The sequence below is a fragment of the Mesorhizobium sp. YC-39 genome (assembly GCF_025753795.1).
Taxonomy (GTDB): Bacteria; Pseudomonadota; Alphaproteobacteria; order Rhizobiales; family Rhizobiaceae; genus Mesorhizobium.
On the sequence record NZ_JAOWPS010000002.1, the window covers coordinates 477,710 to 491,081 of the forward strand.

Consider the following 13,372-nt stretch of genomic DNA (forward strand, 5'->3'; position numbering starts at 1 on the left):
CGCCCGGATTGATTTCGCAACTTACTTGACGTTGGCGCCGACGACGGCGTCCCAGTTCTTGGTGATGGCTTCCTTGGCCTTGCCCTGCTCATCGAGCGTCGGAAACACCGCGGCCGCATAGGACTCGGCCGGCGGCATCTTCGCCATCACGTCCGCTGGGAGCTTGCCGTTCTTGGCGAGATCGTTAAAGCGGATCGGGTGGCAATAGCCCTTCAGCCAGCCGATCTGGCCTTCGTCGGAATAGAGATATTCCAGCCAGAGCTTGGCGGCGTTCGGGTGCGGCGCGTAGGCGCTGATCGCCTGCACGTAGACACCGGCGACGACACCGGTCTTCGGCACGACGACGTCGACCGGCGGGTTGCCTTTCAGGGTGTCGCGGCCGGCAAGCGCATTGTAGTCCCAAGTGACCAGGATGGGTGTCTGGCCCTGAGCCAGCGTCGCGGACTTGCCGATGACCGGCACGAAATTGCCGGCGGCGTTGAGCTTCTTGAAGAAGTCGAGACCAGCGGTGCCGGCGGCTTCACCGGCAGCCGCTCCGCCAGAAAGGCCGGCGGCGTAGACAGCCTGGATGGCCTGGTTCGAGGCGCGCGGATCACCGGCGAGAGCGACCGAGTTCGCGAATTCCGGCTTCAGCAGATCAGCCCAGTCGGCGGGCGCTTCCTTGACCAGATCCTTGTTCACTTCGAAGGCGAGCACGCCGTAATAGTCGCCGGTCCAGTAGCCCTCGGCATCCTTGGCGCTGTCGGGGATCGAGTCCCAGGTCGAGACCTTGTAGGGCTGGATCAGGCCGTCGGCCTTGGCGGACGGACCGAAGGAGAGGCCGACGTCAATGACGTCAGGCGCCTGCGGGCCCTTGTTGTCCTTGTTAGCCTTGATCGCCTCGATCTCGTCGCCGGAGCCGGCATCGGGGTTGAGCTCGTTGATGGTGATTTCCGGATACTTCGCCTTGAAGCCGGCGATGACGTCGCCATAGCCGCACCAGTCATGCGGCAGCGCGATCGTGGTAAGCTGACCCTCTGCTTTCGCGGCCTTGACGAGATCGTCCATCGCATCGGCGGACGAAATCACCGTCGACGCAAGCAGCGCCGCGGCCGAAAGGGAAAGCAGTCTCCCCGTGAAATTGAACATGTGTTCTCTCCGTTGAACTGACGCCGTTGGACGCCTGCGATGCGGTATCGTTTTCGTGTGACAGCCAGATGAAAGCTGTGTGAAAGCGATGCCCTGCAGTACGAAAAAGTAAACTCTTTTTAACCGGCCGTAGCAATCGCTCCGCGATTCTTTTTCCGGCTAACTAGTTTCTGCCTTGCCTTTCATCCTTTCCCCCTTTCTTTGCCTCTGTTCCCAAGTCAATTTCCGATGCGAAAACCGCCTCAGACGGTGCCGGCGATGGCGTTTTCCAGCAGTGTCAACGCCGCCTTCTTGGTCAGCTTGACCGGGTTGCCGCCGGCGGTCGGATCGACAACCGCCATGTCGGCGATCAGCCCTTTGCGTTTCTTGTCCATGTCGAGCCCCTTGATAAGGCCCGGCAGCGCATGCGGCACCTTCAACTCCTTGCGCAGCTTGATGATGGCCTTGGCGAACCCGTCAAACCCGCCCTTGATACCGCAATAGGCGGCAAGCCTGGCGATCCTCTCGTCAATGGCGTCGCGGTTGAAGGCCAGCACATAGGGCATGAACACGGCATTGGTCATGCCGTGATGCGTGTCGTAGAGCGCGCCGATCGGGTGTGACAGCGAATGGATGGCGCCCAGCCCCTTCTGGAAGGCGGCGGCACCCATGGCTGCGGCACTCATCATATGGGCGCGGGCGACGAGGTCCTTGCCGTTGGCATAGGCTTTTGGCAGGTTCTCGAAGACCAGCCGCACACCTTCCACCGCGATGCCATCGGCCATCGGATGGTAGCCCGGCGCGCAATAGGCTTCGAGGCAGTGCGCGAGCGCGTCCATGCCGGTGCCGGCAGTGATGAAGCCCGGCATGCCGACCGACAGTTCCGGATCGGCAATGACGATGGCCGGCAGCAACTTCGGATGGAAGATGACCTTCTTGGTGTGCGTCGCCTCATTGGTGATGACACCGGCGCGGCCGACCTCCGACCCGGTGCCGGCCGTGGTCGGCACGGCGATGATCGGCGCGATCGCATCGGAGTTGGCACGCGTCCACCAGTCGCCGACATCCTCAAAATCCCAGACCGGCCGCGTCTGCCCGGCCTGGAAGGCGATCAGCTTGCCAAGGTCAAGCGCCGAACCACCGCCAAAGGCGATGACGCCATCATGCTTGCCCTTTTTGAACACCGCGATGCCGGCGGTCAGGTTGGAATCCACGGGGTTCGGCTTCACCTCGGAAAACACCCCGTAAGGCACCTTGGCGTCATCGAGGATCTTCAGCGTCGAGGCGACGACCGGCAACTTCGCCAGCCCCGGATCGGTGACGAAGAGCGGCCGCTTGATGCCGGCGGCTTCAAGGACCTCGGGCAATTCCTTGATGCGCCCGGCGCCGAAGCGGACGGTGGTCGGGTAGTTCCATTTGGAGATGAGCTTGGACATTTTTATCTTTCGAGATCAGATGGCTTCGCGCAGGTGATATGATTTCGGCCGGGTCAGATTGTCGTAGCCGATGGCCGAAAGGGAGGCGCCCTTGCCGGTGTCCTTGACGCCGGTCCACACCAGCGCCGGGTCGAGATAGTCGCAGCGGTTCATGAACACGGTGCCTGTCTCGACGCGGTCGCCGATCGCGACCGCGTGGTCGATGTCACCAGTCCAGATCGAAGCGGTCAGCCCGTAGGGGCTGTCGTTCATCAGCGCGATCGCCTCCTCGTCGTTGCGCACCTTCATGATGCCGACGATCGGCCCGAAACTTTCCTCACGCATGACGCTCATCTGGTGGTCGACGCCGGTCAGCACTTCCGGCGCCAGATAGGGCGAGCCGGCCATGTCGTTGGCCACCTTCATGTTGATCTGCGCCTTGGCGCCCTTGCGCAAAGCTTCGGCCTTCTGCTCGCGGATCAGGTCAGCGAAGCGCGCCTGCGCCATCGGCCCCATCGTCGTCGCCTGTTCCAGCGGGTTGCCAACGACATAATTCCTGGTCTCGGCGATGAAGCCCTCGACGAATTCGTCATAGACTTTCTCGTGCACATAGACGCGTTCGATGCCGCAGCAGCACTGGCCGGAATTGTAGAAGGCGCCGTCGACCAGATTGGCGACGGCATGGTCCATCTTGGCGTCGGGCAGCACATAGGCCGGATCCTTGCCGCCAAGCTCGAGGCCGAGCGTCATGAAAGTGCCAGCCGCCGCCTTTTCAATGGCCCGGCCGCCCGCGACCGAACCGGTAAAATTGACATGGTCGATCTTGCCCGAACCAAGCAACTTTTCGGTCTGGGCGTGGTTCATGGCCAAGTTCTGGAACAGGCCCTTGGGCAGGTCGGCCTTGTCGAACGCCTGTTGGAAACGCTCGCCGACCAGCAGCGTCTGCGCCGCGTGCTTGAGGATGACGGCGCTGCCCGCCATCAGCGCCGGCACGATGGTGTTGACGGCGGTGAGATAGGGATAGTTCCACGGCGCGATCACCATGACGACGCCAAGCGGAACCTTTTTCACATAGCGGCGAAACCCGTCCTTCGGATTGGACGCCATGACCGGCTTCAGTGCGACTTCCGCGATCTCGACCATGTAGCTGACGCGTTCCTTGACGCCGCCGAACTCGCCGCCGTAGCGCACAGGGCGTCCCATCTGCCAGGCGATCTCTGGCACAATCTCGTCACCCATCGCCACCAACGCTTCGAGCATGGCCAGCATGTATTTGCCGCGCTCGACGACCGGCGTCTCGGCCCATTTCTCCTGCGCCGCCCGGGCGCGCTCGACCGCAGCGTTGATCGCCTGGTCCGTGGCGATCGGCCGCTCGGCATAGATCGAACCATCGACGGGGGATTTTATCTTGACCGTTTCGGTCATTCCTTCAGTCCTCGCACTTTATGAAATCTTGGTCTTGATACCGGCCGCCATTCAGATGATGGCCGCTGAAGGCCGGCCCTTGTGTCGTCTAGTACCGCTCGAACCCCCTGTGCAGCTCCCAATCCGTAATCCGGCGGTCATATTCGAACTGTTCCCAGCGTGCCGTGTGCACGTAATGTTCGAGCACGTCCTCACCGAAGGCCTGCTTCAGCATCTTCGACTTGGCCAGCGTCTCTGTCGCATCGCGCAAGGTCTTCGGGATCTCCGGCAGGCGCGACGCCTGGTAGGCATCGCCGACGAAAGGTTTTTGCAGTTCCAGCTTTTCGTCGATGCCGGCAAGGCCTGCTGCGATCAGCGCCGCGAAAGCCAGATAGGGGTTGAGGTCGGCGCCGCCGATGCGGCACTCCATGCGGATGCCCTTGGTGCCCTCTCCGCACAGGCGGAAGCCGGCGGTGCGGTTGTCCTCGCTCCACATGATCTTGGTCGGCGCGAAGGTGCCGGCCTGGAAGCGCTTGTAGGAATTGATGTAGGGCGCCAGGAACCAGGTGAATTCCTTGGCGTATTTGAGCTGGCCCGCGGCCCATTGCTGGCCGAGCGTCGACAGCGTCCAGTCAGCCTTTTTGTCATAGAACAATGGCGTCTTGCCGTCGGCGCTCCACAGCGAATTGTGGATGTGGCTGGAATTGCCGGCCAGCGCGTAATTGTACTTGGCCATGAAGGAGATCGCCTTGCCTTCGGACTCGGCAATCTCCTTGGCGCCGTTCTTCAGGATGACGTGGCGATCAGCCATGTCGAGTGCCTCGGCATAACGCACATTGATCTCTTCCTGGCCCGGCCCCCATTCGCCCTTGGAGTTCTCGATCGGAATGCCGGCGGCTTCCATCTCGTTGCGCAGCCGGCGCATGACGCCCTCTTCCTTGGTGGTGATGCCGATCTGGTAGTCGCCGATATAGGGCGAAGCCGTGTCGAGACCTTGCCAGTGCTTCTTGCGCGCTGAATCGTAGGTCTCGCTGAACAGGTAGAATTCGAGCTCGGAGGCGAAATAGCCGATATAGCCGCGGTCACTTAGCCGCTTGATCTGCTTCTTCAGCATGGCGCGCGGCGAATGCGCGAGATCTTCATGGTCGTGGTGGTCGAGCACGTCGCAGATCACCAGCGCGGTCTTTTCCAGCCACGGAATGCGCCGCAGCGTCGAAAGATCTGGCTTCATGACGAAATCGCCATAGCCTTTCGACCAACTCGCCACCTTGTAGCCCGGCACCGGTTCCATATCGATGTCGGCGGCCAAGAGGTAGTTGCAGCCATGCGTCTCGTCATGCGCGGAATCAACAAAGTACTGCGCCAGGAACCGCTTTCCCGCGAGCCGCCCCTGCATGTCGACGATGCAGGCCAGAACCGTGTCGACCTCGCCGCTGGAGACTGCTTTCTTCAACTGATCGAACGAGAAATTTCCGGCCATTCTTGTGGCGCTCCAGTGCTTGTCGATTGAGAGGGGCAAACGAAAACCATGGCCGGCGCGAGGCCGGCCATGGCCTTGATGGTGGAGTCAGTGGCCGGTTTCGCCGACGGCCTGTTCCGCTGCCCTGATAGCGGCCTGGCGCTTCGCAATCTGGTCACCGATCGGCGGGCCCTGGAAGCGGCGGTTCTCGACCGCAAACCAGAGAACGGCAGCCAGCGCAATGAAGGCGATGGTGATGCCGAGAACCTTGTCGTTCGGCGGCTGGACGGCGATGAAGATGATGATCGCCATGCCGATGATCGACAGCACGCAGAACAGCTTGAAGAGCCCAGCGCCGAGGTTCCACGGGCCGGGATTAGGCCACTTCGCCGTGCCGAACGTTACCATACCGAGCGCGATCGGAATGGTGAAGGAGAGGAACAGGAAGATCAGCGTGGAGTTGACGACGATGGTGTAGATGTTCGTGCCGCCGATCGAAATGAACTGCGCCAGGAACACGTAGAGTATTTCAAGGATCGCCGCCGTCCAGATGGCCGTCACCGGCGTGCGGTATTTCGGCGAGACCTTGGCGAGGGCGGCGGAACCGACCGGCATGCCACCGTCGCGAGAGAAAGCGAAAAGCATACGCGAAGCGGAAGTGACCGTTGCAAGCCCGCAGAGGAACTGGGAGATCAAGATCGCCAGATAAAGCAGCGTCTTTAGCCATCCCGGCAAGATCGCGTTCATGGTTTCGAAGAACACGGCCCAGCCCTGCTTGGCACCTACCGCCATATCCGGAATTGCCAGCACGATCGCGCACAACATGGCCCAGCCGATCAGCGACGACCAGAGCACCGACGAAACGATCGCCCGCGGAACCGAATGCGCCGCCTTCAGCGTTTCTTCCGACGTGTGCGCCGACGCGTCATAACCGGTGATGGTGTAGACCGGCAGAAGCAGGCAAAGCAGGAACAGGTAGACCATGGAATCGGACTGCGGGAAAACGCCGCCGCCTGCGTCACCCGAGTAGTTGGTGAACGTCCACAGCCGGGTAATGTCGATTGCTGGAGCAAACACCAGGCAAGCGACGATCAGAACGGCCGTCGCTCCGAGAATCAGGAAGCCGGAAGCATCCGTCAGCATGGCGGTCAGCTTGATACCGAAATGGTTGAACAGCGCCTGAAGGACCGTGATAATGGCCACGAAACCTACGACCTGGCCCGGAGACGCCACACCGTCGGTGGTAAATCCTGCGCCGAAGGTGCCGTAGAAAAACAAAGACGTGCCGATGTTGATCGCGCCCAGCACGGTGATCAGGCCGAGCAGGTTGAGCCAGGCTGTAAGCCAGCCGGTGAAGCGGTTTCCAAGGATGGAGGACCAGTGGTAGAGGCCGCCGGCTGTTGGGAATGCCGAGGCGATCTGAGCCATGGCAAGGGCGAAAAACCCTGAAACGCAGCAGCCGACGATCCAGCCGATGCCGGCGCCCGCGCCGCCGATGGACGACGTCGCCTGCGCGAAGGAATTGATGCCGCCGGACAGGATGCAGATGATCGAGAACGAGATCGCGAAATTCGAGAAGCGGCTCATGCTTCGCGACAGTTCCTGGGCATAGCCCATTCCGTGGAGAACCTTCAGGTCCTCCTTCTTGTCAACGTCTGTATAACCCGGTGCTGCCATTGGAAGTCCCCTTTTGGTTCTTAGCTGGCCGATTGTACTGACTTTCCCACTACGCTTGGTCGGGAGCCGCTGGCCTCGTCGGGCTCCAGATTCGAAAAGATGCCGGTGAGCAGATCCGCCCATTTCCGCTGCCCGATCTCGCCGGATATCTCGTCGTTGCGGATTTCGATCATCGCGCAGGGCAGCCCGCGCGAGCGCGCGTGGCGTTCCAGTGTGAAATAGACACGGTCGGCCGGCGAGTAGGGTTCGTTGGCGCCGACGGTGACGCGGGCGAGGCGCCGCAGCGCGGCAATGAGTGGGGCCGCAAGCCGGCGGTCCTCGTCATGGATGATGCCGATATGCCACGGCCGGCTCTCGCCCTTGTAGATCGGCGTGAAGGAGTGGACGGACACCAGCCGCGTCTCTTGTCTGCGTGCCAGCCTTTTGTAGATGACGTGTCCGACCGCGTCATGGAAGGGTCGCCATGACAAGGCGATGCGCCGGGCACGCTGCTTGTCCGACAGGCCCGCATTGCCGGGAATGGCCGTTGTTTCGCTGACAGACGGCACCAAGTCCGGCGCGTCGAGCGGCCGGTTGCAGTCGATGACGAGGCGCGAAATACAGGTCTCGACCAGCGTGGCATCGAGCGCTTCGGCCATACGGCTGGCGACAGGAAGCGCGCCCGGATCCCAGGCGATGTGGCGGGTGAGGTCTTCCGCGGGCAGGCCGAGCGTTCCGAATTCGGCAGGCAGGAAGTTCGAGGCGTGGTCGCAGGTGAAGACGAAGGGGCTCGATCCGCCGGGGTTGGTCACCCTTACGGTCTCAGATGGTGCAAGGCTGGCGGGCCGTGCTCTCTCCATATCGTCCCCGGGGAGCGCTGTATCGTATGTTACGTATTTTGCCTCATTGCGTCCCTGTGAATGATTTCATACAGTTTGTCTGGTTTTGTCAAACGTGTTTTCGGTTGGCCGGACCAAGAGCGGGGGAAAACATGATTTCCAGCATTGGCGAACTGATCTCGGACCGCATCGGCACGATGCCGGCCGGTGAGCGGCGCGCCGCGCAGACGCTGATCGCCAACTATCCGCTGATCGGGCTGAAGACGGTTGCTGAGTTCTCCGCGGCAGCCGGCGTGTCGTCGCCGACGATCCTGCGTTTTGTCGCCAGGCTCGGCTTCCAGAACTATCCGGAATTCCAGTCGGCGCTGCAGGACGAGCTGGCGGCGCAATTGCAGTCGCCGGCGTCGCGCACGCTCAATCCATCGTCGCCGGGTGGCGGTGCGGTGTCGCCGATGCTGGAGGCGACGCTCGACAACATGCGCGAGACCTTCAGGCACCTGTCCGACAAGCAGCTTGCCGACATCGTCGCGAAGCTCGCCGACCGGCGTGGCAAGACATTCCTGATCGGCGGGCGCTTCACCGATCCGCTGGCGCGCTACATGGCGGCCCACCTCGCCATCGTCCAGCCCAACGTCTTCCATCTGGCGGGGCAGGAAAGCATCTGGCGCGACCGGCTGATCGACATGGGCAAGCGTGACGTGCTGATCATCTTCGACATCAGGCGCTACCAGGACAGCCTCGTGCGCTTTGCCGAGACCGCGCATCAGCGCGGCGTTCAGATCGTGCTGTTCACCGATCAGTGGCTGTCGCCGATCGCCCGCTTCGCCCGCCACGTCATCGCCGGACGCACCGCCGTGCCTTCGGCCTGGGATTCCTCGGCGGCGCTTTTCGTCGTCGCCGAAACGCTGATCGGCGCCGTCACCAGGCAGCTCGAGGCCGACGGCGCCAAGCGCATCCGCGAGCTGGAAAGCCTGCGCTGATGCTGTCGCTTTGTCGTTCCCGCTCCATTGAGTCTATCTAACCTTACGCAGATTTAATGTGCATGGCGGCGGCAGAATTGCCATAAAGCCATGATATGGCGTGGCTTCGCACGTACCGGGTGCGTCGCTGCGTTTTTATGCTTGGGGAGCCGGTAGACGTTTTGCCAACCGGAGTGCCGATGGCCGCCTGGAAACAAATAGTCTTTGCGCTTGTGATCCTCGTGGCGGCGGCTGCCGCCTGGGTTCGCTTCTTTCCCGGTGCGCCGGATGTGCTGGCGCGTTGGGGCATCGACTGGGCTTATGCCGCGACGTCTCCGGCCGCGATGGGCGCAGTCAGCAACGCCAGGCAGGCAGGCGGCCGAGACGGCGCCGGCCAGTTGGTGACCATCGTCGCCTTGCCGGCGGCGAAGGCAGTCATCAATGATCGGCTGCAGGCGATCGGCACGGGTCGCGCCAACGCGTCGGTGACGGTCAATCCCTACAGTTCCGGCCGCCTCATCGAATTCCTGGTCAAATCCGGCGCCCATATCGAGAAGGGTGAGATCATCGCCACCCTCGATTCCGAAACCGAGGTGATCGCCCAGAACCGCGCCAAGCTTGCCTTGCAGGACGCACAAGCCAAGCTCAATCGGGTCAGATCGCTCAGGGCTTCCAATGCCGCGACATCGGTCGCCGTCGCCGATGCCGAGGTGGTGCTGGCCAATGCCAAACTGGCGCTCAGCGATGCGGAACTGGCCTTGCAGCGCCGTTCGATCGTCGCACCGATATCGGGCACAGTGGGCATCCTGCCGATATCGGCCGGCAATTACGTGACCAGCCAGTCGGCGATCACCACCCTTGACGACCGCTCCAGTATACTCGTCGATTTCTGGGTACCAGAGCGCTTCGCCGCCGCCGTCAAGGTCGGCGCGCAATTGTCGGCGACGCCGATCGCCAATCCCAACCAGACCTACACCGGCACGGTTTCCGCCATCGACAACCATATCGACGAGAAAAGCCGCACGCTTCTGGTCAAGGCCAAGATCGCCAATCCGGCCGATTCGCTGCGTGCCGGCATGTCGTTCCAGATCACCATGAAGTTTCCTGGCGACAGCTATCCGGCCGTCAGCCCGCTGGCCATCCAGTGGGGCTCCGACGGAGCCTATGTCTGGGCGGTGCAGGACGGCAAGGCCAAACGCGTTGCCGTGCGCATCATCCAGCGCAACACCGAGACGGTGCTGATCGACGCCCCGATCGTCAGCGGCGACATGGTGGTGACTGAGGGCACCCAGAACGTCAGCGAGGGCGGCGAGGTCCGCATCGCCGGCGAAGAACAGCGCGCCGCCGAGGCCGACGGCTTATGACCGGGACCAACAACGGCGCCAGCGAAACCGGCTTCACTGCGCTGTTCATTCGTAGGCCGGTGATGGCCTTCGTGCTGAACACATTGATCGCGGTTGCCGGCCTTGCCGCCTTCTACGGCGTCGAGATCCGCGAACTGCCGGATGTCGACCGCCCCGTCATCACCGTTAACACGACCTTTGAAGGCGCCGCATCCGAAACCGTCGATCGCGAACTGACCGACGTGATCGAGGGCGCGGTCGGCCGCGTCTCCGGCGTAAAGTCGATCTCGTCCACCTCGTCCTTCGGCACGAGCCGCGTCACCATCGAATTCAACGACGGGGTCAACCTCGACGTCGCCGCCTCCGATGTGCGCGACGCCGTCGGCCGTGTCGCCAACCAGATGCCGGATACCGCGGATCCACCGCGCATCGTCAAGGCAGATGCCAATTCCGAGCCCGTGATGCGGCTGGCCGTCACCTCTGACACGATGTCGGTGCAAGACATGACGGTGGTCGTCCAGGACCAGATCGAGGACGAACTTGCCGCCGTCCCCGGTGTTGCCGACGTCCAGGTCTCCGGCGACCGCGACAAGATCTTCCGCATCGACGTCAACCAGACCAAGCTCGCCAGCCAGGGCTTCACCGTCGCTGATCTGCGAGCAGCGCTTGCCTCGGTCGCCTTCGATTCGCCAGCCGGCTCGATCACCACGACCAACCAGGATCTGATCGTGCGCACGACGGCGGACGTGACCACGCCGGAAGAGTTCGAGAACATTATCGTCGGTGGCACGACGCGCATCCGCGATGTCGCCACCGTCACGCTCGGCCCCGACATCGGCCAGACCACTTTGCGTTCCGACGGCAAGACCGGCATCGGCCTTGGCATCATTCGTCAGGCGGAATCGAACACGCTGGATATTTCGACCGGCGTGAAGGCCGCTATCGCCCAGATGCAGGACAACCTGCCTCAGGGTATGTCGATCAAGGTCACCAGCGACGATGCGGTCTTCGTCAATGGCGCCGTGCACGAGGTCGAGATCGCGCTCGGCCTGTCTGTCTCCATCGTGCTGATCGTCATCTACGTCTTTCTCCTCGACTGGCGCGCCACGCTCATTCCGGGCCTGTCGATGCCGGTCGCCATGATCGGGACGATCGCCGCGATCTACCTCGCCGGCTTCTCGGTCAACATATTGACGCTGCTCGCTTTGGTGCTGGCCACCGGCCTTGTCGTCGACGACGCCATCGTCGTGCTCGAAAACATCGTGCGACGACGCAACGAAGGCATGGGTCCGCGCGCCGCCGCCGTGCTCGGCGCCCAGGAAGTCTTCTTTGCCGTCATCGCCACGACGCTGACGCTGGTCGCCGTCTTCGTGCCGATCTCCTTCCTGCCCGGCCAGACCGGCGGCCTGTTCCGCGAATTCGGCTTCGTGCTCGCCATCTCGGTGCTGCTGTCCTGCGTGGTGGCGCTGACCCTCTGCCCGATGCTCGCCTCTCGCATGCTGTCGAGCGCGCCCCTTCACCACGAGGCTAGCAGCGGCGTTGGCGCCCGCATCGGCGGCGCGCTCAATGCGCTCTATCGGCGCTGCCTGCACGCCTGCCTCGACGCGCCGTGGATCGTGCTTCTGGTCGCGGTGCTGTTCGCCGCCACCGCCTTCACACTGTTCGGCACCATCCGTCAGGAACTGACGCCGACAGAGGATCGCGCCGTCGTGCTGCTGCGCATCAATGCGCCGCAAGGCGTCAGCCTCGACTATACGACGCAGCAAATGCAGAAGATCGAAAGACTGATCCAGCCGCTGCGCGATTCCGGCGAAATTCGCAGCACCTTCGAAAATGCCGGCCAGAACGGCGCCTACAACAGCGGCTTCATGGTGATGACGCTGGCGCCATGGGACGAGCGCACGCGCAGCCAGCAAGAGATCATGGCCGACATCAACCGGCTCACCAAACAGGTGCCCAGCGTGCGTGTCTTCCCGGTGCAGCCCAACAGCCTCGGCATCCGCGGCGCCGGCAACGGCCTGCAATTCGCGCTGGTCGGCAATGATCGCAAGGCGCTCGGCGATGCCGCGGTCAAGATCATCGCCGAGATGCAGAAGGACCCGCGTTTCCAGTCACCGCGGCTCTCCGTCGATCCGACGCAGCCCCAGCTTTCCGTCGCCATCGACCGCGAGCGCGCCTCCGACCTCGGCATCGACATCACCGGGCTTGCCGATACCTCGCAGGCCATGCTCGACGGCAATGATGTCGTCGACGTCTACATCGCCGACCGCAGCTACGGGGTGAAGCTCGTCTCGACGACCAATCCGATCAACGATCCCACCGACCTGGAGAACGTCTTCCTGAAAACGGGCGATGGCCGCTTCGTGCCGATGTCGACCATCGCCACGCTGACCGAGCGCGCGGTGCCGCCATCGCTGACGCGCGAGCAGCAACAGCCTTCGGTTGCGATCACCTCCAATCTCGGCGGCGATTTCGCGCTTGGCTCGGCACTGTCGCGCGCCGAGGAAATCGCCACGCCGCTGCTGCCGCCGGGCAGCCGCATCCTGCCGCTGGCCGAGGCCGCGACACTCGGCGAAACCAACAGCGCCATGATCACTATCTTCGGCTTTGCGCTGGTCATCATCCTTCTCGTGCTCGCCGCCCAGTTCGAGAGCTTCGTCAGCGCCATCATCATCATGGCCACGGTGCCGCTCGGCCTTGCCTGCGCGATCTTTGCGCTTTTGCTCAGCGGCACCAGCCTCAACGCCTACAGCCAGATCGGCCTGGTGCTGCTTGTCGGCGTCATGGCCAAGAACGGCATTCTGATCGTCGAGTTCGCCAACCAGTTGCGCGACCGGGGACTCGGCGTGCGCGAAGCGATCGAACAGGCTTCCATCATCCGGCTGCGGCCGGTGATGATGACGATGATCTGTACCGTACTCGGCGGCGTGCCGCTGGTGCTGGCGAGCGGCGCCGGCGCCGAGGCGCGCATCGCGCTCGGCTGGGTGATCGTCGGCGGGCTGGGCCTGGCCACCATCTCGACGCTGTTCCTCACCCCGGTCGCCTATCTCCTGCTCGGCCGCTTCGTCACACCGAAGGTGGAAGAGGAAAGCCGGCTGAAGCGCGAACTCGAGGAAGCCGCCTACGCCAATATCGAGCCGGCGGAATAGTTAGCTCTCCTCAGCCCGTAACGGGGCGAAGGGAAGTCCGC

General features: G+C 62.9%; 9 protein-coding genes. 3 read left to right on the plus strand and 6 right to left on the minus strand.

The window, feature by feature from the left end; all coding sequences use genetic code 11:
- Positions 1-21: 21 nt before the first annotated feature.
- From OHD62_RS11645 to OHD62_RS11670, 6 genes are all read right to left on the minus strand, one after another.
- Positions 22-1,128: an ABC transporter substrate-binding protein gene (locus tag OHD62_RS11645; RefSeq protein ID WP_263782842.1), complete on the minus strand. Its 1,107-nt coding sequence runs from the start codon at positions 1,126-1,128 to the stop codon at positions 22-24.
- A 242-nt stretch (positions 1,129-1,370) separates the two neighbouring features.
- Positions 1,371-2,543, minus strand: coding sequence for an iron-containing alcohol dehydrogenase (locus OHD62_RS11650; protein WP_263782843.1), 1,173 nt, complete (start codon positions 2,541-2,543; stop codon positions 1,371-1,373).
- Positions 2,544-2,558: 15 nt separating this feature from the next.
- Entirely contained in the window at positions 2,559-3,947 is a 1,389-nt protein-coding gene (locus OHD62_RS11655) for an aldehyde dehydrogenase family protein (protein ID WP_263782844.1), read from the minus strand.
- An 88-nt stretch (positions 3,948-4,035) separates the two neighbouring features.
- Positions 4,036-5,406: a glutamine synthetase family protein gene (locus tag OHD62_RS11660; RefSeq protein WP_263782845.1), complete on the minus strand. Its 1,371-nt coding sequence runs from the start codon at positions 5,404-5,406 to the stop codon at positions 4,036-4,038.
- 87 nt (positions 5,407-5,493) lie between these two features.
- Positions 5,494-7,062: an amino acid permease gene (locus OHD62_RS11665; protein WP_263782846.1), complete on the minus strand. Its 1,569-nt coding sequence runs from the start codon at positions 7,060-7,062 to the stop codon at positions 5,494-5,496.
- 20 nt (positions 7,063-7,082) lie between these two features.
- Positions 7,083-7,901, minus strand: coding sequence for an N-formylglutamate amidohydrolase (locus tag OHD62_RS11670; protein ID WP_263782847.1), 819 nt, complete (start codon positions 7,899-7,901; stop codon positions 7,083-7,085).
- A 131-nt stretch (positions 7,902-8,032) separates the two neighbouring features.
- On the opposite strand from OHD62_RS11670, the gene OHD62_RS11675 reads away from it, so the two are divergent.
- The 3 genes from OHD62_RS11675 (at position 8,033) to OHD62_RS11685 (ending at position 13,331) form a co-directional block, all read left to right on the plus strand.
- The gene (locus OHD62_RS11675) at positions 8,033-8,860 is read left to right on the plus strand and encodes a MurR/RpiR family transcriptional regulator (protein WP_263782848.1); all 828 of its coding nucleotides are present in this window, start codon (positions 8,033-8,035) and stop codon (positions 8,858-8,860) included.
- A 179-nt stretch (positions 8,861-9,039) separates the two neighbouring features.
- Positions 9,040-10,203, plus strand: a complete 1,164-nt coding sequence (locus OHD62_RS11680; protein WP_263782849.1) for an efflux RND transporter periplasmic adaptor subunit — start codon at positions 9,040-9,042, stop codon at positions 10,201-10,203.
- A complete protein-coding gene (locus OHD62_RS11685; RefSeq protein WP_263782850.1) occupies positions 10,200-13,331 on the plus strand; it encodes an efflux RND transporter permease subunit in 3,132 nt (1,043 codons plus the stop codon). The genes OHD62_RS11680 and OHD62_RS11685 overlap by 4 nt, the downstream gene beginning before the upstream one ends.
- The last annotated feature ends 41 nt before the right edge of the window (positions 13,332-13,372 follow it).

Bases quoted from the DNA above. Each gene is read 5' to 3' on its own strand.
- OHD62_RS11645 (WP_263782842.1), bottom strand. From the start codon at position 1,128: ATGTTCAATTTCACGGGGAGACTGCTTTCCCTTTCGGCCGCGGCGCTG.
- OHD62_RS11650 (WP_263782843.1), bottom strand. From the start codon at position 2,543: ATGTCCAAGCTCATCTCCAAATGGAACTACCCGACCACCGTCCGCTTC.
- OHD62_RS11655 (WP_263782844.1), bottom strand. From the start codon at position 3,947: ATGACCGAAACGGTCAAGATAAAATCCCCCGTCGATGGTTCGATCTAT.
- OHD62_RS11660 (WP_263782845.1), bottom strand. From the start codon at position 5,406: ATGGCCGGAAATTTCTCGTTCGATCAGTTGAAGAAAGCAGTCTCCAGC.
- OHD62_RS11665 (WP_263782846.1), bottom strand. From the start codon at position 7,062: ATGGCAGCACCGGGTTATACAGACGTTGACAAGAAGGAGGACCTGAAG.
- OHD62_RS11670 (WP_263782847.1), bottom strand. From the start codon at position 7,901: ATGGAGAGAGCACGGCCCGCCAGCCTTGCACCATCTGAGACCGTAAGG.
- OHD62_RS11675 (WP_263782848.1), top strand. From the start codon at position 8,033: ATGATTTCCAGCATTGGCGAACTGATCTCGGACCGCATCGGCACGATG.
- OHD62_RS11680 (WP_263782849.1), top strand. From the start codon at position 9,040: ATGGCCGCCTGGAAACAAATAGTCTTTGCGCTTGTGATCCTCGTGGCG.
- OHD62_RS11685 (WP_263782850.1), top strand. From the start codon at position 10,200: ATGACCGGGACCAACAACGGCGCCAGCGAAACCGGCTTCACTGCGCTG.